This window comes from Bacillus sp. MMSF_3328 (assembly GCF_030733525.1).
Lineage (GTDB): Bacteria > Bacillota > Bacilli > Bacillales > Cytobacillaceae > Bacillus_AB > Bacillus_AB infantis.
In genome coordinates this window covers 126,089-148,331 of the sequence record NZ_JASHIV010000009.1, presented here as the reverse complement: position 1 = coordinate 148,331, position 22,243 = coordinate 126,089, and the positions used below count along the sequence as shown (strand labels likewise).

At 48.3% G+C, this 22,243-nt stretch carries 18 protein-coding genes and 1 pseudogene; 15 read left to right on the top strand and 4 right to left on the bottom strand.

Annotated elements, in window-relative coordinates:
- The first annotated feature begins 130 nt into the window (after nt 1-130).
- From RBB45_RS15900 to RBB45_RS15880, 5 genes and pseudogenes are all read left to right on the top strand, one after another.
- Entirely contained in the window at nt 131-1,225 is a 1,095-nt protein-coding gene (locus RBB45_RS15900; protein WP_306009920.1) for a M24 family metallopeptidase, read from the top strand.
- Entirely contained in the window at nt 1,222-2,790 is a 1,569-nt protein-coding gene (locus tag RBB45_RS15895; RefSeq protein WP_306009919.1) for a glutathione ABC transporter substrate-binding protein, read from the top strand. Before RBB45_RS15900 ends, RBB45_RS15895 begins: the two co-directional genes overlap by 4 nt.
- 74 nt (nt 2,791-2,864) lie before the next feature.
- Nucleotides 2,865-4,020: pseudogene (locus tag RBB45_RS15890) on the top strand (gamma-glutamyltransferase family protein).
- A gap of 152 nt (nt 4,021-4,172) precedes the next feature.
- A complete protein-coding gene (locus tag RBB45_RS15885; RefSeq protein WP_306009918.1) occupies nt 4,173-4,745 on the top strand; it encodes a chromate transporter in 573 nt (190 codons plus the stop codon).
- Nucleotides 4,742-5,272 carry a chromate transporter gene (locus RBB45_RS15880; RefSeq protein WP_306009917.1) on the top strand — a complete coding sequence of 177 codons (531 nt, stop codon included), beginning with the start codon at nt 4,742-4,744 and terminating at the stop codon, nt 5,270-5,272. Before RBB45_RS15885 ends, RBB45_RS15880 begins: the two co-directional genes overlap by 4 nt.
- A 44-nt stretch (nt 5,273-5,316) precedes the next feature.
- On the opposite strand, the gene RBB45_RS15875 is transcribed toward RBB45_RS15880, so the two are convergent.
- Nucleotides 5,317-6,975 carry a methyl-accepting chemotaxis protein gene (locus tag RBB45_RS15875; protein WP_306009916.1) on the bottom strand — a complete coding sequence of 553 codons (1,659 nt, stop codon included), beginning with the start codon at nt 6,973-6,975 and terminating at the stop codon, nt 5,317-5,319.
- 13 nt (nt 6,976-6,988) lie between these two features.
- Entirely contained in the window at nt 6,989-7,981 is a 993-nt protein-coding gene (locus RBB45_RS15870; protein ID WP_306009915.1) for a BMP family lipoprotein, read from the bottom strand.
- A 130-nt stretch (nt 7,982-8,111) separates the two neighbouring features.
- On the opposite strand from RBB45_RS15870, the gene RBB45_RS15865 reads away from it, so the two are divergent.
- The 5 genes from RBB45_RS15865 to prfB all read left to right on the top strand — a co-directional run bounded on the left by RBB45_RS15865 (nt 8,112) and on the right by prfB (nt 15,561).
- Nucleotides 8,112-8,954: a DUF1028 domain-containing protein gene (locus RBB45_RS15865; protein WP_306009914.1), complete on the top strand. Its 843-nt coding sequence runs from the start codon at nt 8,112-8,114 to the stop codon at nt 8,952-8,954.
- 72 nt (nt 8,955-9,026) lie between these two features.
- The gene (locus RBB45_RS15860) at nt 9,027-10,949 is read left to right on the top strand and encodes a tetratricopeptide repeat protein (RefSeq protein ID WP_306009913.1); all 1,923 of its coding nucleotides are present in this window, start codon (nt 9,027-9,029) and stop codon (nt 10,947-10,949) included.
- Between the two features lie 18 nt (nt 10,950-10,967).
- Complete coding sequence (locus RBB45_RS15855) at nt 10,968-11,252, top strand: hypothetical protein (protein ID WP_009793004.1); 285 nt, start codon at nt 10,968-10,970, stop codon at nt 11,250-11,252.
- Between the two features lie 592 nt (nt 11,253-11,844).
- Nucleotides 11,845-14,361, top strand: a complete 2,517-nt coding sequence (secA, locus tag RBB45_RS15850; RefSeq protein ID WP_094768492.1) for a preprotein translocase subunit SecA — start codon at nt 11,845-11,847, stop codon at nt 14,359-14,361.
- A gap of 95 nt (nt 14,362-14,456) precedes the next feature.
- Nucleotides 14,457-15,561, top strand: a protein-coding gene (prfB, locus tag RBB45_RS15845) for a peptide chain release factor 2 (RefSeq protein WP_101549396.1) whose coding sequence is annotated in 2 segments (ribosomal slippage) — nt 14,457-14,528 and nt 14,530-15,561 — 1,104 coding nt in all. Because the reading frame shifts where the segments join, the coding sequence is not laid out codon by codon here.
- Nucleotides 15,562-15,652: 91 nt separating this feature from the next.
- On the opposite strand, the gene RBB45_RS15840 is transcribed toward prfB, so the two are convergent.
- Nucleotides 15,653-16,153 carry a hypothetical protein gene (locus RBB45_RS15840; protein ID WP_224949633.1) on the bottom strand — a complete coding sequence of 167 codons (501 nt, stop codon included), beginning with the start codon at nt 16,151-16,153 and terminating at the stop codon, nt 15,653-15,655.
- Nucleotides 16,154-16,446: 293 nt separating this feature from the next.
- Here RBB45_RS15840 and RBB45_RS15835 point away from each other — a divergent pair, with 293 nt between their 5' ends.
- From RBB45_RS15835 to RBB45_RS15815, 5 genes are all read left to right on the top strand, one after another.
- Complete coding sequence (locus RBB45_RS15835) at nt 16,447-17,319, top strand: YitT family protein (RefSeq protein ID WP_009793009.1); 873 nt, start codon at nt 16,447-16,449, stop codon at nt 17,317-17,319.
- 45 nt (nt 17,320-17,364) lie between these two features.
- Nucleotides 17,365-17,682, top strand: coding sequence for a cytochrome c551 (cccB, locus tag RBB45_RS15830; RefSeq protein ID WP_009793010.1), 318 nt, complete (start codon nt 17,365-17,367; stop codon nt 17,680-17,682).
- Nucleotides 17,683-18,024: 342 nt separating this feature from the next.
- On the top strand, nt 18,025-18,711 hold the full coding sequence (ftsE, locus tag RBB45_RS15825) for a cell division ATP-binding protein FtsE (protein ID WP_022544395.1): 687 nt from the start codon (nt 18,025-18,027) through the stop codon (nt 18,709-18,711).
- Nucleotides 18,701-19,594: a permease-like cell division protein FtsX gene (ftsX, locus tag RBB45_RS15820; RefSeq protein WP_022544394.1), complete on the top strand. Its 894-nt coding sequence runs from the start codon at nt 18,701-18,703 to the stop codon at nt 19,592-19,594. Before ftsE ends, ftsX begins: the two co-directional genes overlap by 11 nt.
- A gap of 164 nt (nt 19,595-19,758) precedes the next feature.
- Entirely contained in the window at nt 19,759-21,105 is a 1,347-nt protein-coding gene (locus tag RBB45_RS15815) for a murein hydrolase activator EnvC family protein (RefSeq protein WP_306009912.1), read from the top strand.
- A gap of 52 nt (nt 21,106-21,157) precedes the next feature.
- Here the strand turns inward: RBB45_RS15815 and RBB45_RS15810 are convergent, their stop codons facing one another.
- The gene (locus tag RBB45_RS15810; protein ID WP_129613341.1) at nt 21,158-22,195 is read right to left on the bottom strand and encodes an STAS domain-containing protein; all 1,038 of its coding nucleotides are present in this window, start codon (nt 22,193-22,195) and stop codon (nt 21,158-21,160) included.
- Between the last annotated feature and the right edge of the window lie 48 nt (nt 22,196-22,243).

Sequence of the window (22,243 nt, the reverse complement as noted above, 5' to 3'; positions counted from 1 at the left end):
ATTTTGTCTGAATTTTTAGATAAAGTAAAGAAATTGCAAAAACACGACAAGATTTTGAAAACATACCCTGAAATTTTCTCCTATAATGAACTCAACCTTATCAAACAAGGGAAAAACAGGGGGTGGAAGAATGAAGCATCGAATTGAGAAACTGCGCAGCAGGATGAAGGACAATGGCTGGAGGGCTGTACTGATTACCTCGCCGGAGAACCGCTATTATTTTTCTGGTTATAAAGGATCGGCAGGCGTTCTTCTCATCGAAGAGGATTCATTAAAGCTTTTCACCGACTTTCGCTACATAGACCAAGCAAAAGAGCAGGCACCGGATTATGAGGTGGTGCAGCATTATCAGAATATGATTGAGCTGGCCAGCGGGGCATTCGCTGCAGGGGGTGCCGGCGGGAAATTGGCGCTGGAGCTCGGCTCTGTTCCGGCGGAAACCTATCTGGAGTTAAGGGAACGGATCCCGGGAGCAGAAATTGAGGATGCAGCTCCGGCAACTAATGCCATCAGGATGATCAAGGATGACCAGGAAATCCAGTGGATGAGGGAAGCGATTGAGATTTGTGATAAGGCTTTTGAGCATATCGTCACCTTCATCCGGCCGGGTGTAACGGAAAAAGAGATCGGCCTTGAGCTGGAAATCTTTATGAAGAGGCAGGGAGCCGACAGCATCAAAGCGAACCACGTCATTGCTTCAGGGCCGCGTTCCTGCCTTCCGCATGGCCAGGCTACAGACCGGGTGGTCGAGGCAGGTGATTTTGTGAAGATGGATTACGGTTCCATCGTCAATGGCTATTATTCTGATTTCACAAGAACCGTCGTTGTTGGAGAGCCTTCTGAAAAGCAGAAGGAGATCTATCAAATTGTACGGCATGCCCAGGAGGAGTCACTGAAGGCTATAGGTCCTGGGAAAACCTGCAATGAGCTTGATGAAGTCGGCAGAGGCATTATCCGCAAAGCAGGCTATGGAGATCACTTCGGGCACAGCCTCGGCCATTCACTCGGGCTCGCTATCCATGAAAGCCCTGCGATGAGGGCAACCGATGATACTGTACTACAGGAAGGGATGGTCATCACGGTTGAGCCGGGCATTTACATCCAGGGCTTCGGCGGAGTCAGAATCGAGGATTTGGTTTTGATCACCAAGGATGGGCACGAAAATTTAACAAAGTCTACCAAAGAACTGCAAATCATTCGAACAAAACAGGGGGTCTTGGGATGAAGGGGAAAAAGAAGGGTTTTATTTGGCTTACAAGTGTTATTATGTCTCTTTTATTGCTGGCAGGCTGTTCCGGCGGAAATGATCCCGGCAGCCTGGGAGCATCCGGCAGCGGGAGCGGGTCAGCTTCCACCAAGGATCTGATCATTGCGGTCCTCTCGGATGCCACAAAGCTTGATCCGCATCTGGGAACCGACATTCCTTCTGCCAATGTATACCATGGAAAAATATTCGAAGGCCTTGTCAAACAGGATGAAAACATGGAAATCCAGCCCTCACTTGCGACAGAATGGAATCAGCTTGATGATACAACATGGGAATTCAAACTCCGTGAAGGCGTAAAGTTCCATGATGGCACCGATTTTACCGCTGAAGCAGTCCAAAAGACGATTGAGCGCGTCCAGGCGGAGGAAACAGCTTCACCGCGCTCAAACTTATTCGAAATGATCAAAGAAGTAAAAATTGTCGATGGCTATACGGTCCAGCTGATAACTGCTTATCCTTACGCACCATTGCTGGCCAACCTGTCCCATTACGCTTCAGGGATCATCAGCCCGAAAGCAATCGAGTCCGGCGAGGAAATCGGCCAGAACCCGGTTGGAACCGGTCCATTTACTTTAAAAGAGTGGAAGCCTGGACAGGAGATTGTACTTGAGCAGTTCGCCGATTATTGGGGTGATAAGCCAAGTGTAGAAACCGTCACGTATAAGGTGGTGCCGGAGGATTCAACGAGAATTGCCATGGTCGAAACAGGGGAAGCCCATATTGCCGAGCCTGTGCCGGTCAATGAAGTGGAGCGTATTGAAAACAGCGACAGCATGAAGCTTGTCCGCAGCGATGCTTTGGGCGTTGACTATATCGGCTTTAATGTGGAAAAAGAGCCTTTCAATAATGTAAAAGTTCGCCAGGCAATCAGCTATGCAATTGACACGGAAGCGATCGTTAAAGGGGTTTACAATAATGTCGGCACTATTGCGACTGCTCCAATGGGGCCAAGCATCTGGGGTCATAATGACAAGCTTGAGGGATACGAATACAATCTGGACAAAGCGAAGGAGCTCCTTGCAGAAGCCGGCTATCCTGATGGATTTAAAACAACGATCTGGACAAATGACAACAAAGAACGAATGGACGTAGCAGAGGTAGTTCAGTCCCAGCTGAAGGGCATCGGGATCGAAGCAGAAACAAAGGTAGTTGAATGGGGAGCATACCTTGAAGGAACAGCTAACGGGGAGCATGATATGTTCATTCTGGGCTGGTCCAATATGACAGGTGATGCTGACTATAACCAATACTTCCTGTTCCACAGCGATGCACGCGGAAATCCGGGTAACCGCTCTTTCTACAGCAATCCGAAGGTGGATGAGCTGATTGATAAAGGCCGCCAGGAAACCGATGAGCAGAAGCGACTAGAAATCTATGCAGAAGCACAGGAAATTGAAATGGAAGAGGCACCAATCGTCTTCCTCCGCAATGATGAAGACATGGCGGTAATCGGAAGCAATGTAAAAGGCTTCTGGATGCATCCATCCGGGCTCTACATGATTGATGAAGTGACAATTAAATAAGGATAGAGAAGCTGCAATTGCCTCTGGCTGCAGCTTCTTATTTCGAAAAAAACGAGAAAAGAGAGGTAACAAGCATGCAATTCGATTTTCAACATCACCCATATCCTTCGCAGCGGATGACTGTCACAGCGAGAAAAGGTATGGTCGCGACCTCCCAGCCGCTGGCAGCACAGGCCGGGCTTGATATGCTTAAAAGAGGCGGCAATGCCATTGATGCCGCCATTGCGACAGCCGCAGCCCTGACTGTCGTGGAGCCGACGTCCAACGGAATCGGCGGAGATGCATTTGCGCTCGTCTGGACGAAGGGAAGCTTCACGGCCTCAATGCGGGCGGGCCTGCTCCGCAATCCATCAGCATCAGGGCGGTAAGAGAAAAGGGCCATGAGAAAATGCCTGTCCATGGCAGGGCTCCGGAAACAGGTGAAATCTGGCGGTCTGAAGGGCATGCGGAAACCTTGAGAAGCATCGGTGAGACCCATGCTGAAAGCTTTTATCAGGGAGGGCTGGCCGATAAAATCGATGCTTTTTCGCAAAAATATAATGCCTTCCTTTCAAAAGAGGACCTGGCCGCCTATAAGCCTGAGTGGGTCGAACCAATTAAGGTGAATTACAGAGGCTATGATGTCTGGGAAATCCCGCCGAACGGCCAGGGACTGGTGGCACTGCTTGGACTGAACATTGCACAGGGATTTGACTTTTTGCATAAAGAAACGGCTGAAGCGTATCACCGGCAAATTGAAGCAATGAAACTAGCTTTTACAGACGGAAAGGCATTTATTACGGATCCCGCCGATATGAATGTAACGGTTGACGAACTGCTGGGCGAAGAATATGGTGCAGCAAGAAGGGCGGAAATCGGGAACGAAGCATTGACCCCAAGGACCTATCAGCCTTCAAGGAGCGGAACAGTCTACCTGGCCGCGGCAGATGGGGCTATATGCAGCCTCAAGGTCATATGCAGGTCGTGATGAACACCGTTGATTTTCACTTGAACCCTCAGGCTGCCCTTGATGGGCCGAGATGGCAATGGATTGAAGGCAAGAAAGTAAAGGTGGAGCCTAATTTCCCGCAGCACATCGTCCAGGAGCTGGTCCGGCGCGGCCATGAAATAGAAATGGCAGTTGACACAGGCGGGTTCAGCCGCGGACAGATCATTTGGCGGGATCCGGCAACAGGTGTCCTGCTTGGCGGAACAGAATCCCGCACCGACGGAACCATTGCTGCATGGTAACGAATTAAAGTAAATGGATAGGCAAAGGGGTTATAGAGCGTTATAATTAGAAAATAATAATAATTAGCGCAGCCCTCCTGACATTGTGCCGGGAGGGCTGCAGGATGCCTGTTCATCGGGCAGGCCGGAAAGGATGAAAAGGTGAATCAGTCATGAAGCATGCAGACATATTCTTAGCCTTTTTCAGGGTAGGAATCCTGGGCTATGGCGGAGGCCCGTCCTCTATTCCGCTCGTCCATAAAGAAGTGGTGGAAAAATATAAATGGATGGATTCAGATGAGTTCGGCGATGTGCTTGCGCTCGGCAACGCGCTTCCGGGACCGATTGCCACGAAAATGGCCGGCTATATCGGCTACCGGGTTGCAGGGGTCTGGGGGATGCTGAATGCCATCATCGCGACGATTGTGCCGACGATCATTCTGATGGTGCTTCTCCTGACCGTGCTGAATTCCTATAAAGACCAGCCTTGGGTGCAGGGGATGTCAATGGCGGTTGTGCCTGTCGTTGCCGTCATGCTTGCCACTTTGACCTGGGACTTTGTGAAAAAATCAGTCAAATCGAATCTCGGCTGGGGCTGGACGCTGCTTTTTGTGGCCGGAAGCCTGGTTGTATTGGAGGTCCTGAACGTTCATCCCGCAATCATAATTATTGGTTTATTGCTCGGGGCGCTCCTTAAAAAGGATAGGGCTGGAAAAAATGCGGAAAAGGAGAAAGATTCAGCATGATTTATATCCAGATATTTTTAGCGTTTTTCATCCCCGGAATCCTGGGCTATGGCGGCGGCCCGGCGTCCATCCCGCTGGTTGAGAATGAAGTGGTCGATCGCTATGACTGGCTCAGCACAAGTGAATTCAGTGAGATGCTTGCATTAGGGAACACACTTCCCGGACCGATTGCCACAAAGATGGCCGGCTATATCGGCTATGACCAGGCAGGTGTTCTGGGTGCCGCGGTCGGTGTTTTTGCCACCGTTGCCCCGTCGCTGATCCTGATGATCGGCCTTCTCGGATTGCTCATGAAATACAAGGAATCCCCACGGGTCAAACGGATGACGGTTGTCATCAGACCGGTCATAGCCGTCCTTCTGGGGCTCATGACGTACGACTTCCTGTTTTCCTCTTACGAAGGTGCCGGCTTTTGGCAGACCATCTTCATAGGGCTTGTCAGCCTGGTGCTTATGGAAAAGTTCAAGGTGCATCCTGCGTATGTGATTGCCGGATCGCTTGTTTATGGCGGGATATTTTTAGCGTGATGAGAAAAAAGAACCAAATCCAATTGGATTCGGTTCTTTTTTCATTAACTCACCTTAAACTTTCCAAGCTCACGCTTCATTTCCTCAGTCAATGCTTCAAGTGCTGAAACCTTATCGCCGACCTGCTCGAAGGAGCGGAGCTGGGCATCGGTGGATGCAGAAATCTCTTCTGTCCCGGCTGCCGTTTCTTCCGTAACAGCAGACACATTTTCAATCGCCGCGATGACCTGCTGGCTCATTCCTGCGGATTTTTCCGTTCCTTCCGCCAGTGTTGTGAGCTGGTCGTAGATTCCTGCAACATGTCCGGCGATGGTGAAGAAGCTGTCTTCTGTTTCTTTGATGGATCCGAGCTGTTCGTCGGTCAGCTTGCTGCCGAGCTCTGTTGCATTCAATATGGTAGAAACACCCTGCTTGATGCTGGAAACCATGCTGGTGATCTGGACGGTAGCTTTAGAGCTGTCATCTGCGAGCTTCCTTACCTCTTCCGCAACAACGGCAAAGCCTTTGCCTGCCTCGCCGGCGCGGGCTGCTTCAATGGCTGCATTCAGTGCAAGCAGATTGGTCTGCTCGGCAATTTCTCTGACCGTATTGGCGGCATTCTCGATCTTACCGGTATACTCAGCGAATTCCTGGACGGAGGCTTTGATTCCTTCAGACGAGCTGGAAAGCTGTCCGGCGAAGGCTGCCTGCTTTTCGAGTGACTTGCGGCCGTCATCGATGGAGCTCATTGCTTCCATGCTCGCCTGGAGTGAGTTCTGGCTTTCCTGCTGGACCACTGTAAAGTTGTCGCCCATGCTGCGCATGAGCTCTGCGGTTGACTGGATATCCTCGGATATCGCCTGGCTTCCTTTAGCGAGCTCCTCGGTGGAAACAGCAACCTGGCTGCTGCTTTCTGTCACACTTTCCATATAGCCGGATACTTCTTTTGAAAAAGTGGACACTTGCTTTCCAACATTATCTATTGATTCTACGGTTGATTTTACATTCCCGATCATGTCGGCAAAAGCTGAGCGTAAAAGGTCTATTTCAAATTTGCTCGCCGGCTTTGCCTTTTGTAGCCCGATGGTCAAATCTCCCTTGGCGACCCGCCCTGCCTGCTGGACAATTTCATTGAGCGGCAGTGTAATCTTTCTGGCTGCCAGCCAGGAAAATCCTCCGGACAGAAGAATCAGCAGGATGCTGGCGATCAGGGATGATGTGACGATGAAGCCGATCTGTTTTTCCATCTGGGCTGTCTTTGCTTCATACCACTGTTCTGCCTGCTTATCCAAAAAATAAAAATCATTCATGATGCCTGCAATGCGGATGGACTGCCGCTTGATTTCCGGCTGGTTCCCGCTTGTAAGGGCGTCTCCGGCTTCTTTTGTTAAGATGCTGAATTTATTTTCCGCTTTTGTGAAAGTGGCTTTCTGGTCTGCTTCACTTATGGCAGATTTCAGCTGTTTCATGTCTTTTTCAATTTTCCCGAGCATTCCGGCAGCTTCCTGCTTATTAGCGTCCGTGCCGGTCGCCGCTGCGCTCGCCAGTGATTGCCTGGCACTGACAAATTCACCGTTCAGGGTTTCTATCTGCAGCAGGACCTCTACATCCTCCCTGGAGGAGCTCTGAAGCTCAAGGATCTGGCTGATCATATAACCGATGATTACAGTTGATAAGATAAGGGGGATGATGGCAATCATCATCAGTCGGTTGCGCAATCTCATGGTGCAGCCTCCTTTATGGTTTAGTTGAATTTACAATAATATCGCCGGCAATGATTTCATCCTTGGCAGCAACAAGGGCTTTTTTCTGTTCTTCGGAGAATGGGAATGCACGCAATTCCGCCAGGCCGACTCCGTTCTCTGCCAGGCCAAGGACGAAGGAATGCTGGTCCACTTTCCCTTTTTCTTTTAAAAGCTTGGCGGTATCGTAGACGGCAACATCGATATTTTTCAGCATGCTGGTAACAATAGCTTTTTCCGCGACAAAGAACTGATCAGAGTCGACTCCTGCTGCATGAACCCTTTTTTCCTGGGCTTTTTGGAGCGCGCCATAGCCGGTAAACCCGGCTGCTGGATAAATGAAATCCGCACCTTTGTTAATCTGTGATTCTGCAATCTTTCCGCCGAGCTCAGCATCACTAAATGAGCCTGCGTACTCGGTCAGGATTTTGATATCGGGTTTAACATGTCTGGCACCCTGAATGAACCCCTGTTCAAAATGGTGGATGACTTCTGCGTCTTCACCGCCGATGAAGCCAAGTGTGCCCGTTCTGCTGGCCATGGCTGCTGCCATTCCGACCAGGAAGCTGCCTTCATGCTCCTTAAATGTGATCGAAGCGATATTCGGCAATTCTGATACGGCATCAATCAGCAGAAATTGCTGTTTTGGATATTTCTTAGCGATTTTTTCAAGCGGCTCTTGTGCTGTAAAACCAAGGCCGATGACAAGGTCATTTTTTTCCTCGACAAGCGCTGTCAGCTTTTCTTCTGAATCTCCGTCTGGCGCTTCTTTATAATCAAACAGGACGCCCAGCTCATCACGGGCCCTTTCCAGGCCGCGGAAGGCCGAGTCATTGAAGGAGTCGTCCCCCAATCCTGTTTCGGACATTAAAATGCCAATCTTATATTCCTTTTCCTGCTTAACCTCCGCTGCATCACCCGGCAGCGAGCATCCTGCCAGCAGCAGAATGGCCAGCAGAAGCAGGCCTAACTTTTTCACCAATTCCATTCACCTCTATCAAAAAATTCTCACGTGAAGTATATCGACAGATTGTGACATTTATTTAGAAGGAAGAAAAAGGAGAAAACGTTTAGAGAAGCGAAAGAATATAAAGAGAGATTTTTAGGAGGAATAGAATATGACATTTTCAATCGTTGGCTATGATCCGGAGGAAAAGGAATGGGGGATTGCGGTCCAATCCAAATTTTTAGGTGTTGGTGCGGTCGTGCCCTTTGCGAAGGCAGGCGTTGGTGCAGTGGCGACGCAGTCTTATGCCAATACAGCTTACGGCCCTCAGGCTCTTGAATTAATGGCGCAGGGGAAGACAGCGCAGGAAGCTCTTGATCTTATTACGGCTGAAGATCCTGAAAAGGAACTACGCCAGGTCGGTATTGTCGACTTTCAGGGAAATGGTGCTACTTTTACAGGAAATGGCTGCTATGACTGGGCCGGCGGGACTGCAGGCACATATTTCGCAGCACAGGGCAATATTTTAGTAGATGAAAATACGGTAAAGGCGATGGCTGACACTTTTTACAGCAGTGAAGGCACTTTGGCTGAACGGCTGCTTGCCTCTCTTAACGCCGGCCAGGAAGCAGGCGGGGACAGCCGCGGCCAGCAGTCAGCAGCTCTATTGGTGGTAAAAGAAAAGGGCGGGTATGGCGGCTTTAATGACCGCTATATCGATCTGCGTGTCGATGACCATCCTGACCCGATCACTGAATTAATCCGAATCTATCATCTTCAGCAGCTTTATTTTGCACCAAGCAGAGAGGGCAGGGTGGCTGACATTGAAGGAGATGTCGAGGCAGAACTGGGCAGCCAGCTAGTAAGGCTCGGCTATCTGGAAGAAAAGGCATCCGGCGGGGAGTTATACAAGGCGCTGAAAACCTATATCCATACAGAAAACTTCGAAGAGCGCGAGCAGGATGAAGGGAAGATAGATCTGGATATACTTGAATATATGAAGAAACAAGAATAGCAGCTGCCGTTTGGCGGCTGTTTTTTATAAGTGGTTTCAATTTTGCAGGGATTATGCTAAAAAGGAGATAGAATGAATGTCCGGAAGGAGAGATTGATGTTGAGCGGAAGAATCAATCGGAATGATCCTTGTTTATGCGGCAGCGGAAAAAAATATAAAAAATGCTGCGGCAGTAAGGATGTAATTGTGATATCGGACAGGATGGAAGGGGAAATCATCGCTCTCCAGGGAGAAGCGATTGAATTTGCCAAGCATGTATACGGAGAACTGCTTCAGGAGTCTTTCGAATTAGAGGATCTTTCACAATTTGATAAGGAAGAGCGGGACTTTTATGAATTTGTCCATAGGTTCTGGTTCACAGCTTTTGGGGAGCTCAATTCCGGGGAGAGGATCATGGATTTATTTATAGAAGAAATGCTCCCTGTATTGAAGAATTCCTACCTGAAGGATATCCTGCAGAAATGGGACAAGCCGTTTGCCTTTGCAGGTATTATTAAGGAAAGAAATGAAAGCAAGCTTCTGGTTGAGGATGCAATGAGCGGACAATCTTTTACAGTCACCATCCTTGAACCTTACAGGGATATAGAGACTGGCCGTTTTGCATTCGGCATGCTGCTTCCTTATCTGGATCATCATGTATTTTTCCCGGCGCCATTTGAACTTGGCGGGGAAAACTCCGACGCATACAGGGATTTTCTTTTAAGAGAATATAAAGCCACCCGGATGGATGATCCGCAGGAATTTTTGCAGGAGTTCTTCCTTGAGATGATGGAAGAAGTGCCAGGGGCCGCTATTGCCTTTGAGTGGCCGAATGAAGGGGCTGCGGAAGTTGCTGATTTGTTTGCCAGAGATATGGAGAAAGAGGGCGAGGAAAGCTTGGTCATTGATATGGGGGTCACCCTCTGGATGAAATATATCGAGAAGACCGGCAAAAAGCCAAAGAAGGCCGGGATTTATGTGGCGGGCCTCCGCTATCTTGTCGGCACTCTGGCAAATCCGTCGGGCCCTGCGTATACTCAAAAACAGCTGGGAACCCTCTATGGCGTGTCTACAGCCAGCATATCGAATGCTTATGGTGAAATCTATCATGCGATCGAGGACGTGCTGGAGGAAATCTTTCAATCTGAGCTCCAGGAGCCGGCTTCCCTGATGGAGTCTGAGCGGATGATGCAGGATTTGATGGGTCTTATCGGGGAGCAGGAGTTCGAGAACGAACAGGATTTGGATAGCTTCCTTCAGGGGCTCATGAATAAACCGCTGCCGAAAAAAGCTTCGGCCACCAAGAAGGGTAAAGCCCAGGATATCATGTATGAAGCATTCGGAGCATCCGGTGCTAAAAGATATAAGCTTGCCGAGAAAGCGCTTGAGCTGAATCCGCTCAATAGTGATGCCTATAATATCCTTGCTGAAAAGGAAGATCTCCCGGAAGCGGCTAAGCTGTTTAAAAAGGGGATGGAGGCTGGACAGAAGGATCTCGGGGACGGCTTTTTCAAGGAAAATAAAGGCCACTTTTGGGGCCTGATTGAAACGCGGCCATTTATGAGGGCTAAAGCCAATTATGCACAGGCGCTGCATGCGCTTGGCAATCTGCCGGAAGCGATTGGGCATTATGAAGAGCTTCTTGAGCTAAATCCGAATGATAATCAGGGTGTCAGGTTTGTGCTGTTCCAGGCTTACTGTGAAAGCAGGCAATACAAGAAAGCCAGAAAGCTATTAGAAGCTTATCCGAAAGAAATGGCTGCAGGCCTCTTCAATCAGGTCCTGCTCGAACTGCTGGAAAAAGGCTTCACAAGCAAAGCGGCTGCGCTGCTGAAGAAAGCGAAGAAACATAATCCTCATGCTTCGGATTATCTTTCAGGGAAAAAGAAAATGCCGCGTGAGGTTCCGGACTATTACAGCTGGGGCGACAAGAATGAGGCTATCACCTATGCGGATGGACATCTTCACATATGGCAGGAAATTCCCGGGATCCAGACATGGCTGCAAAATAACTAAAAAGGGTGCGACATCATATTGAATACATTTTTTGGATGGCTGTTTAAAAAGAATTACCGCAATCTGAGCGACCTGGTCTCCCTGGGCGTGCTCCTGCTCTTAGTAAGATTGATTGACTTTGGCCCGGTGCGTGAAAATATCTATTTGCTGATTCCGGTGCTGGTGGTTCTATTTGTCCTGGTGCGGGTGCTGGAAACCGTTACAGCTAAATTCCTCGGCGACCAGAATAAAAAGCTGGAGTATAGCACGTTCGCGTTTTCGGTGCTGGGAATTGTTGTTGTTACGTCTTTGTTGAGGTTTTGAAATTGGGCCGGTACTCCTTTGATGGGGGTGCCGGTTTTTTGCTATGAGTCCTGTGGTGTTGATTTTGTGAAAAAATGTAAGAAGGAAAAATTATAGCTCTTTTTGGGGAGAATCACAGGATTTTGAGGTAGAATCATAGAGAAACTAGGGTGAAAAAAATCACTTTTGGGTAGAAAACTTACCAAACCGGGAATAATCCGCGGCGGTGCGGCTAAATTTGGGGTGAAATTTCTCAAAAACCATCACCATAAGCATGCCCATTGGCTGCGCAACTCACTAGCAGTCAAATATATAATGTCTGAGAGGCCTTTGCAAGCAAATTACCATTAATTAAATTCATCTACACCTCTAAACCCATCCTCTCGCCCAGCCAGAACAGCATGCTTCGTGCACTTTCTCACAATTGTTGTCACTCTATAGAGGAAGTGGTAGAATTAAGGAGGAAACCTGTGATTTTTTGCAGGAGGAGATAGCTGCTGTGATAGCGAAAGGTACAGGAGCGGCAGTTGCCATAGAGGCTGCTGTTTATTTTTTCATAAAAAGCTCTGAGGCCAATTGACGAGCCCATATCCAATATAAAGGAGCGTTTTTGATGCTTGGGATTTTAAACAAAGTGTTCGATCAAAATAAACGCGATTTGAAGAAACTGTCAAAGAAGGCGGAGCAGATTGATGCCCTGGCTTCCACTATAGATAAATTGACTGATGATCAGCTGCGCGACAAGACGGCTGAGTTCAAGATGCGCCTGGAAAAAGGCGAGACGCTTGATGATATTCTTGTCGAAGCATTTGCAGTTGTCCGTGAGGCAGCTAAGCGTGTGCTTGGCCTTTATCCTTATCCGGTCCAGCTGATGGGGGGCGTGTCCCTTCATGAGGGGAATATTTCCGAGATGAAAACCGGTGAAGGTAAAACGCTGACAGCAACCATGCCGGTATACTTGAATGCACTGGCAGGAAAAGGCGTACACGTTGTAACGGTCAATGAATACCTGGCCAGCCGTGACGCGACTGAGATGGGACGTCTTTATGAATTTTTGGGCCTCACTGTCGGATTGAACCTGAACGGACTTTCAAAAGAAGAAAAGCAGGCTGCCTATGCGGCTGATATCACTTACGGCACGAATAATGAGCTTGGCTTTGACTATCTGCGCGACAATATGGTCCTTTATAAAGAGCAGAAGGTCCAGCGCCCGCTGTATTATGCCGTAATCGATGAAGTCGACAGCATCCTGATCGATGAGGCGCGTACACCGCTCATCATTTCCGGGTCTGCGCAGAAGTCTGCCCAGCTTTATATCCAGGCAAATGCGTTTGTCCGCAACCTGAAAAAAGAAGACGACTACACATATGATGAAAAAACCAAGGGAGTCCAGCTGACAGAGGACGGGATGACGAAGGCAGAGAAGGCTTTCGGCATCGAGAATCTGTTCGACATTTCCCATGTGGCGATCAACCATCATATCACACAGGCCTTGAAGGCGCATGCGAGCATGCATCTTGATGTTGATTATGTCGTCCAGGACGGCGAGATTGTCATCGTTGACCAGTTCACAGGCCGCTTGATGAAAGGGCGCCGCTACAGCGACGGTCTCCACCAGGCGATCGAAGCAAAGGAAGGCCTGGAAATCCAGAACGAGAGCATGACGCTTGCGACAATTACTTTCCAGAACTATTTCCGTATGTACGAAAAGCTGGCCGGTATGACGGGTACAGCGAAGACAGAGGAAGAGGAATTCCGCAATATTTACAATATGTATGTAACGGTCATCCCGACGAACAGGCCGATTGCCCGTGACGACCGTGCCGATCTCATTTATGCGAGCATGGACGGCAAGTTCCGTGCGGTGGTCGAGGATATCGCCGAGCGCAACCAGAAAGGCCAGCCGGTGCTCGTTGGTACGGTGGCCATCGAGACGTCTGAAATCATTTCTAAATATCTGACGAAAAAAGGCATCCGCCACGATGTCCTGAATGCGAAAAACCATGAGCGCGAAGCGGAAATCATTGCCCATGCCGGTGAAAAAGGCTCTGTTACCATCGCCACGAATATGGCGGGGCGCGGTACTGACATCAAGCTTGGGGAAGGCGTGAAGGAAGTCGGCGGACTTGCGGTCATCGGTACGGAAAGGCATGAAAGCCGCCGGATTGATAACCAGCTCCGCGGACGTTCCGGACGCCAGGGAGATCCGGGTGTGACGCAGTTCTATCTTTCTATGGAAGATGAATTGATGCGCCGCTTCGGATCAGACAATATGAAATCAATGATGGAGCGCCTTGGCATGGATGACAGCCAGCCGATCCAGAGCAAGATGGTATCAAGAGCGGTTGAATCTGCGCAGAAACGCGTGGAGGGCAATAACTTTGATGCCCGTAAGCAGCTTCTGTCATATGATGATGTATTGCGCCAGCAGCGTGAAATCCTTTATGCACAGCGCAATGAGGTGCTTGAGTCTGAAAACCTCCGCGAAATTGCTGAGAAGATGATCCAGGCTGCCCTGCAGCGCAATGTCGAGGCTTTTGCCCCTGCTGTTGAGGATGAAGAGAACTGGAATCTGGATGGCCTGCTTGACTATGTGAACGGCAACCTTCTCAATGAAGGCGACCTCACTGTCAATGACCTGCGCGGCAAGGATACAGAGGAAATCTTTGAAACCATCTATGCGAAGGTAAAAGAGCGCTATGATGAAAAAGAAGAAATTCTTGCTGAAGACCAGATGCGCGAGTTCGAAAAAGTTGTTGTGCTCCGTGCGGTTGATTCTAAGTGGATCGACCATATCGATGCAATGGACCAGCTTCGCCAGGGCATCCATCTTCGCGCCTACGGCCAGATTGATCCGCTGCGCGAATACCAGCATGAAGGCTTTGCGATGTTCGAGAACATGATTGCCAGCATTGAAGAAGATGTGGCCAAGTACATCATGAAAGCGGAAATCCGCAACAACCTTCAGCGTGAAGAAGTGGCCAAAGGCCAGGCGGTCAACCCCAAGGAAAATGAGGGCGGTAAAGTAAAGAAAAAGCCGGCTGTAAAGCAATTGGATGTCGGACGCAATGACAGCTGCATCTGCGGAAGCGGGAAAAAGTACAAAAACTGCTGCGGTAAAGAAGCTTAAGCATAAGAACAGAAGAGGGCCGGTAAAGCTCGATCAGCTTTGCCTGCTCTCTTTTTCCTGATACACTGTAAAAAAACTATTTAGAGGTGACTGGAATGGAATTAGCAGACATTCGCAATGAGTTAGAGAGAACAGCTAAGGTATTAGCGGACTTTAGGGGGTCTCTTTGACTTAGAAAACAAAGAGGCGCGCATCGCCGAGCTTGATGAAGAAATGCTGCACCCGAATTTCTGGGATGACCAGAAAGCGGCGCAGGTTGTTATCAGCGAGTCGAATGCCCTGAAAGATCAGGTCCATGAATTCCATGACCTGTATGAAACATTTGAAAACCTGGAGCTCACTTATGAGCTTGTGAAGGAAGAAAGCGACGAGGATCTCCAGAATGAGCTTGCCGAAGAGCTGACTGAGCTGACAAAGCGCCTTGCGCAATTCGAGCTGCAGCTTTTGCTTAGTGAGGAATATGATAAAAACAATGCCATCCTTGAACTCCACCCGGGAGCGGGCGGTACGGAATCCCAGGACTGGGGCTCCATGCTGCTGCGCATGTATACACGCTGGGCAGAGAAAAAAGGCTTCAAGGTTGAGACCCTTGATTATCTGCCAGGTGATGAGGCAGGAATCAAAAGCGTAACACTCGCGATCAAAGGGCATAATGCCTACGGCTATCTGAAGGCTGAAAAAGGCGTCCACCGCCTTGTCCGGATTTCGCCGTTCGATTCTTCAGGCCGCCGCCATACTTCTTTCGTTTCATGTGAGGTTATGCCGGAGTTCAATGATGAAATCGAAATCGATATCCGTACAGAAGACCTGAAAATCGATACGTACCGGGCAAGCGGCGCCGGCGGACAGCATATCAATACAACCGACTCAGCGGTCCGGATCACCCACTTGCCGACAAATGTCGTGGTAACATGCCAGACCGAGCGCTCCCAGATTAAGAACCGTGAGCGTGCCATGAAAATGCTCCAGGCTAAGCTCTATCAGAAAAAAATTGAAGAGCAGGAGCAGGAGCTGCTGGAAATCCGCGGCGAGCAGAAGGAAATCGGCTGGGGCAGCCAGATCCGCTCCTACGTATTCCACCCGTACAGCATGGTCAAGGACCACCGCACAAGCACGGAATCCGGAAACGTCCAGGGCGTAATGGACGGCGATCTCGATCCGTTCATCAATGCTTATCTGCGTTCAAGACTAAGCTTATAATATTGAAGGAAAAGCCTTTGCCGGAAATGGCAAAGGCTTTTTTTATGCGGATTATGTGTGGGGGCCTGTCATGAGGAATGTAAGGAGCTTTCTATACTTTTATCGTCTTTTTCAGTTGATTGATTTCTTTATCATGGACACCGGTTTTCTTGCTTAAGTATTCAATATCAATTTTCGCTGCGTTCAATTCATTGGAAACCACCAGATACAGCTTTTCATGATTATCAAGCTTTGTTTCTATCTGTTTGAAATGGCTTCTCATTTCGGTTGTCAGATTGTCAAACCTTTCATCCATAGTATCGAGCCTTTTATTAACAGCATCAAACCTTTCATCCGCAGCATCAAACCTTTTATCAACAGCGTCAAATCTTTTATCAACAGCATCAAACCTTTTATCCACACCATCGAGCCTTTTATCCACACCACCGAGCCTTTTATCAACAATATCAAATCTTTTATCCACACCGTCAAATCTTTCATCCATCCCGTCGAGCCTTTTCTCCATTGCATCAAACCGGCTGTTCATCTGTGACCCAAGATCCACTATCTGCTCCTGCATGATGACCAGGATTTGTTCGAGTGACTTCTCCATGTTTTTTCACCTCCTTTTCGACATTATACCACTTTTCTGTATTCGGAAATCCATTTTGTATATTTTTGTAAAAAAGATAAAAACTAAAGAAAGCATTGGTTTAGTTTTTCTGGATTCCGCTGTTCCCATACACTTCCGCTCCACTCCTTTAATACGTCACTTTATTGGCATTTACAGCCTTTTTTCAACATGCTATACTCACTTTCGGCTATGAAAAGCCCATGGAAGAAAAAAAGTAAACAGGAAACTTTCGACAAATAACGGGAGGTGCCTGTCACCAATAAAGGAGCAGGATGCAAGTGAGCAAGAGAAAGAGAGGAAGTACATATAACCCTGGGGCGGAGTGGGCGCTTGAGTATTTGTTTGTGCTGGTGGGATCCGGGATTGTGGCGGTGGCGTTCAATGTGTTTTTGCTGCCGAACCGGATTGCTTCCGGCGGAGTGAGCGGGATCAGTACGATATTGGACGCATTGGTTGGCTGGGAGCCGGCTTATGTGCAGTGGGCTTTTAATATTCCGCTGTTCATCGCAGGGCTGATATTCTTGGGCAGGCAGTTTGGGGCAAAGACCTTAGCGGGAACCATATTCCTGCCGCTTGTTGTTTTTTTGACGAGCCATGCAGACCCATGGACACAGGATCCGCTTCTTGGCGCCCTGTTCGGCGGAATCGGGGTCGGACTTGGGCTTGGGATTGTATTCCGCGGGAAGGCTTCAACGGGAGGCACTGATCTTGCGGCCCAGATCATCAATAAATATACAGGGCTGACCCTTGGGACATGTGTGGCCATCATTGATGGATTGATCGTCCTTTCTGCAGCGGTCATATTTGATATTGAAAGAGGTTTGTATGCACTTATTGCCCTTTACGTGACAACCAAGACGATCGATTTAATCCAGGTCGGCTTCAGCCGTTCGAAAATGGCCATGATCATTACGGACAATCAGGCAGCTGTCAGGGAAGGCATCTTGAATAAAATTGACCGCGGAGTGACAAAACTATCAGCATATGGCGGATATACCGACCATGAACGCCCTATCCTGATGTGTGTTGTTGATCAGACGGAGTTCACTAAATTGAAACAACTCGTCAAGACCATAGATCCTCAAGCGTTTATTATAGTAATGGATGCATCTGAAGTGCTCGGCGAAGGCTTCAAACGTGCCTAGGCTTGCAGATGTCCGGAAATGATCCGGATATAGGAGGTATTTATAATGAAGAAGAAATTGATGATGATTTTTATGGGAGCTTCCTTAGTCCTTGCTGCGTGCGGCGGCGGGGAAGAAGCGAATGAAGGCAGTGAATCGGCAGGAGCGGGCGATCCGCAAAAAATGTTCACCCAGAAATGCTCAAGCTGCCATGGCGACAATCTGCAGGGCGGGGTTGGGCCGAGCCTTGAGAAGATCGGATCACAGCTTTCCCAGGAAGAAATTGAAAAGACGATTGCAGAAGGTAAAGGTGCCATGCCGCCAAGGCTTCTTGAAGGCGAGGATGCCGCTGCGGTGGCAGAATGGCTGGCAGCTAAGAAGTAAGAGGGAGAAACCGTTTCATCCTACTTTAGTAGGATGGCGGTTTTTTTAATTTATAAATATGAAGGTTTTTCCAATGTTTTTGTCGTATTTTAACAAATTACGATACCCGTTTTTGGGTAAAAAGAACCGTTTTTTATACAAATGAAAAGAAACTGTAATATTTTTTTCCGTTATTTTGACAAAGTATGATGTTATAATGGGTTGAGTGAGAATACGAACAAGCTGCTTTTAGTAGTTTTGTGTTTAATTTTGTCACGATTTAATAAACACTGTTGTCGAATTGCTGTCGATTTCTAGCGAAAAGTTAATTCTATTCTTAACACTAAACTACAGGTGATATAAATGATCGAAATGCAAGACGTATATAAGAAGTATTCCAACGGAGTAACTGCTGCCAACGGGATAGACGTACGCATCAAGCAAGGAGAGTTTGTATATGTTGTAGGTCCGAGCGGAGCCGGCAAATCGACCTTCATCAAGATGATGTACAGGGAAGAGAGGCCCACATCCGGCACAATTACGATAAATGGCGTGAATCTTGAAAAGCTGAGGCCTAACAAAGTTCCGCTGCTCCGCCGAAACATCGGCGTTGTATTCCAGGATTTCAAGCTGCTTCCTACTTTGACAGTTTACGAGAATGTCGCATTTGCCCTTGAAGTTATCGAGGAGCAGCCAAAATATATTAAAAAACAGGTTATGGAAACCCTTGAGCTGGTCAATTTGAAGCATAAGGCGCGCATGCTGCCGACTGAATTGTCAGGCGGAGAGCAGCAGCGAGTATCCATTGCCCGCTCCATTGTAAATTCGCCGAAGGTAGTCATCGCCGACGAGCCTACCGGGAACCTTGATCCCGATACCTCATGGGAGATCATGAATATCTTTGATGAGATCAATACGAGGGGCACTACAGTCGTGATGGCGACTCACAACAAAGAAATCGTTAATACAATCAAGCATCGCGTAATTGCCATTGAAGGCGGAAAAATCATACGTGATGAGCAAAGGGGAGATTACGGTTATGAAAGCTAGAACCCTTCGCCGTCACATCAGGGAGAGTTTCAAGAGCCTCGGCCGGAACGGATGGATGACTTTTGCCTCCGCCAGTGCGGTAACGGTCACTCTCATCCTGGTAGGTGTGTTTTTCGTTATTATGATGAATCTTAATCAAGTGGCTACAACCATTGAAGAGGACGTGGAAATCCGCGTTCACATCGATATTGCTGCAAATGAGCAGGATCAGCAGGTTTTACGGAGTAAGATTGAACAGATACCCGAAGTGGGGAGTGTCGAATATTCAGCCAAGGAAGAAGAATTGACCAATCTGATAGATAGTCTTGGAGATGAAGGCCAGGCCTTCAAACTTTTTGAACAGGACAATCCGCTGAACGATGTATTTATCGTAAAAACGAAAAACCCGGAAGATACAATGAAGACGGCAGAAAAGATCGAGAAGCTGCAGTATGCCACAAAGGTTAAATACGGACAGGGACAGGTTGAGAAGCTGTTCGGCTTTATCAATACAAGCCGGAATGTCGGTCTTGTCCTGGTAGTGGGCCTTCTGTTCACCGCCATGTTCCTGATCTCGAATACGATTAAAATTACAATTGTAGCAAGAAGAAGAGAAATTGAGATTATGAAGCTGGTAGGGGCGACCAATGCCTTTATACGCTGGCCGTTCTTCCTTGAAGGGCTGTGGCTGGGCGTGCTGGGGTCGATCCTGCCGATCGTGCTGGTTGCAACCACTTATAATTATGCCTATGATTATATCTCGCCAAGGCTTCAGGGCCATTTCATCCAGCTGCTGGAATTCAATCCATTTGTCTACCAGGTTTCCGCACTCCTCATTCTGATGGGAGCATTGATCGGAGTCTGGGGCAGCCTGATGAGTGTCCGCAAATTCCTTAAAGTATAAGTATAAAAGAAAAGATGCATGGAAGGGCCCTGCAGGGGGGAACCATACTCCGGGCCCTTTATGCGTCATAGAATAGACGTATGAATAGTATGAAAAGTTTCAAAAACATATAGAAGACGATCTAACCCGTACATATGGCCCCATTGGAAAGGAGAAATCGGAACTTGAAAAAATCAATAGCGGCGTTTTCTGTTGCCACGGCAGTCGGCCTGGGAAGCATCTTTGGAGGCATCCCTGCCAGCCAGGCATCAGCGAGCAAAATCAGTGATCTGGAAAGCAAGAAAAATCAAATTCAGGAGCAGCGCTCCGGTAATGACAGCAAGATTAACAGCGCAGATTCAGAGATTAATAGACTTCAGGGTGAGCAGGATCAGGTGAGCAAGGAGATTGAGCGCCTGAGCCTGTCCATCTCCGATACAGAAACGAAAATCAAGGAAAAAACAGAGCAGATTGCAGCAACGAAAGAAGAAATAGAGAAACTTAAGGCAGAGATCGTTGTCATCACTGACCGCATCAACAAGCGGAACGAAATGCTGAAGGACCGCGCCCGCTCCTTCCAGGAAAATGGCGGGATGGTCAGCTATCTGGATGTCCTGATGGGAGCACAGAACTTCAGTGACTTCATTGACCGTGTAGGAGCAGTCGCTACGATTGTGGAAGCAGACCAGGATATCCTGCGCGAGCATGAGGCAGACAAAAAGCTTCTTGAAGAGACTCAGGCAAAGGTGGAAAGTGAGCTTTCTTCCCTGGAGAAGATGCGCACCGACCTTGAGAGCATGAAAAAGCAGCTGAATGCACAGAAGGCTGAAAAGAACAAGCTGATGGCCAGCTTAAAGAATCAGGAAGAACACAAGCATGCTGAAAAGCTGAACCTTGAAGAAGAAAATGAACTGCTTGCTGCCCAGGAAGCTGCCATCAAGCAGGCAATAGAGCTTGAGAAAAAGCACCAGGCAGAATTGGCAAGGCAGGCTGAGCTTGAGCGTCAAAGACGTGCGGCTGCAGCAGCGGCTGCCAAGAAAAACAGCTCATCAGGAAGTAGTAGTAGTAGTAGTAATAGCAGCAATAGCGGCGGTGGAGGCGGCGGCCCAGTATCATCCGCACCTTCGATTTCGGGAGGCAACTTTACGAAGCCTGCTGCAGGGGTTGTGACATCAGGACTTGGACAGCGCTGGGGAACCTTCCATGCGGGTGTTGATATTGCTAAGAGCGGGACAGTTCCAATCGTAGCAGCTGCAGATGGTGTTGTCATCAGATCTTATTTCTCCAGCAGCTATGGCAATGCTGTATTCATCGCCCATTCCATTGACGGACAAGTCTACACGACAGTATATGCTCACATGAGCAGCCGCTCAATCGGCACTGGAGCGACTGTCTCAAAAGGACAACAGATCGGGATCATGGGCAACACCGGTGATTCACAAGGACAGCATCTGCACTTCGAACTGCACAGAGGCCCTTGGAACGCATCTAAATCCAATGCAATCAATCCGATCGGGATCGTACCGATGTAATAAAAAAGGAAGAAGCTTAGATGCTTCTTCCTTTTTTTTATCTGCAAAAAGATCAGTCAGTCTTTTTTACAGGTGCAATCTCAAGCCCTTCTATGCTCAGTGCCTCATTGATGGCATGCTTGAGTGTGGCAAAACAGTGCTGGTCATTCAGCGTGATATTCCGCTCGGTCAGCTGGATGCTGATCTGCGGGGAGATGCCTACAATGAAAGGCTTGACCCCCATCAGGGTGGTTGTTTTTGTCAGATTATTTATTAGCTCCAGAATATAGTCATCAACTGAGTTGATGCCCGTAATATCCACAATCAGTGTAGAGGGCTTATGAAGCAAAAGGCCGGAAAGAACCTTTTCGATGAGCTGTGATGAACGGTTCTCCTCAAATTTGCCCATTAAAGGAAGGACTGTAATGCCATCTATTACGGGGATAAGCGGAGAAGACAGATCATTCACCAGCTCGCTCAATTCTCTTGTACGCTGATCGACTTTTCTTTCCAGCTCGAGAATTGCCTGCTGCTCTTTCTTTCGGATGCTGTCATGGATATTGTCCTTTGGAGTGATTTGAGAAGGGAAATAGCTGATTTCCGTATAGGTGCTTCCTTCAAAGGTGCTCGCTGTGATTTCATACCAGATGCTTGTAGCGAAAAGGCCTGACAGCACTCCTGCCCAGTGGCCCGGAATGAAGGCTCCTGCCGTGCTTTTTCCCTGGGCGCGGATGACCCTTTCTTCCCAATCATTTTTCAGCCGGAGTGCAGCCGTTCTTTTATCCATGGAATATTCGGTTATTTCCACCTGCCCCCATCCGGCACTGCTATAAAGCGGCGGAAGATATTCAATGATTGCTTCTACACTTTTGCCTGTGCTTTTATAAAATCTGCTTACATCCTCACCGGTCCTGTAGCCTGCTGTTTCAAGCACGAGCCTGGCGGAATCGTCTCCAGCTATTTCTTCAATTGTATTCATAAAGGTTTTCAGGGCTGTTTTGGTCCAAAGGAGAATAGCATCATCCCCTTCAAAATCAAGGGAACCGCTGCTTTCATTCCATTGGATGGTCGTTTGCCCGATTTTATACTCATTATTAGTCTTCTCCTCCAAAAACCTTTCCTCCTTCAGCCAGCAAGTTATTCATAAACTTCGTTACCA

Excerpts from the sequence above, each read along its gene's own strand:
- RBB45_RS15900 (WP_306009920.1), top strand. The coding sequence starts at position 131 with ATGAAGCATCGAATTGAGAAACTGCGCAGCAGGATGAAGGACAATGGC.
- RBB45_RS15895 (WP_306009919.1), top strand. The coding sequence starts at position 1,222 with ATGAAGGGGAAAAAGAAGGGTTTTATTTGGCTTACAAGTGTTATTATG.
- RBB45_RS15885 (WP_306009918.1), top strand. The coding sequence starts at position 4,173 with ATGAAGCATGCAGACATATTCTTAGCCTTTTTCAGGGTAGGAATCCTG.
- RBB45_RS15880 (WP_306009917.1), top strand. The coding sequence starts at position 4,742 with ATGATTTATATCCAGATATTTTTAGCGTTTTTCATCCCCGGAATCCTG.
- RBB45_RS15875 (WP_306009916.1), bottom strand. The coding sequence starts at position 6,975 with ATGAGATTGCGCAACCGACTGATGATGATTGCCATCATCCCCCTTATC.
- RBB45_RS15870 (WP_306009915.1), bottom strand. The coding sequence starts at position 7,981 with ATGGAATTGGTGAAAAAGTTAGGCCTGCTTCTGCTGGCCATTCTGCTG.
- RBB45_RS15865 (WP_306009914.1), top strand. The coding sequence starts at position 8,112 with ATGACATTTTCAATCGTTGGCTATGATCCGGAGGAAAAGGAATGGGGG.
- RBB45_RS15860 (WP_306009913.1), top strand. The coding sequence starts at position 9,027 with ATGAATGTCCGGAAGGAGAGATTGATGTTGAGCGGAAGAATCAATCGG.
- secA (WP_094768492.1), top strand. The coding sequence starts at position 11,845 with ATGCTTGGGATTTTAAACAAAGTGTTCGATCAAAATAAACGCGATTTG.
- RBB45_RS15840 (WP_224949633.1), bottom strand. The coding sequence starts at position 16,153 with ATGGAGAAGTCACTCGAACAAATCCTGGTCATCATGCAGGAGCAGATA.
- RBB45_RS15835 (WP_009793009.1), top strand. The coding sequence starts at position 16,447 with ATGCAAGTGAGCAAGAGAAAGAGAGGAAGTACATATAACCCTGGGGCG.
- cccB (WP_009793010.1), top strand. The coding sequence starts at position 17,365 with ATGAAGAAGAAATTGATGATGATTTTTATGGGAGCTTCCTTAGTCCTT.
- ftsE (WP_022544395.1), top strand. The coding sequence starts at position 18,025 with ATGATCGAAATGCAAGACGTATATAAGAAGTATTCCAACGGAGTAACT.
- ftsX (WP_022544394.1), top strand. The coding sequence starts at position 18,701 with ATGAAAGCTAGAACCCTTCGCCGTCACATCAGGGAGAGTTTCAAGAGC.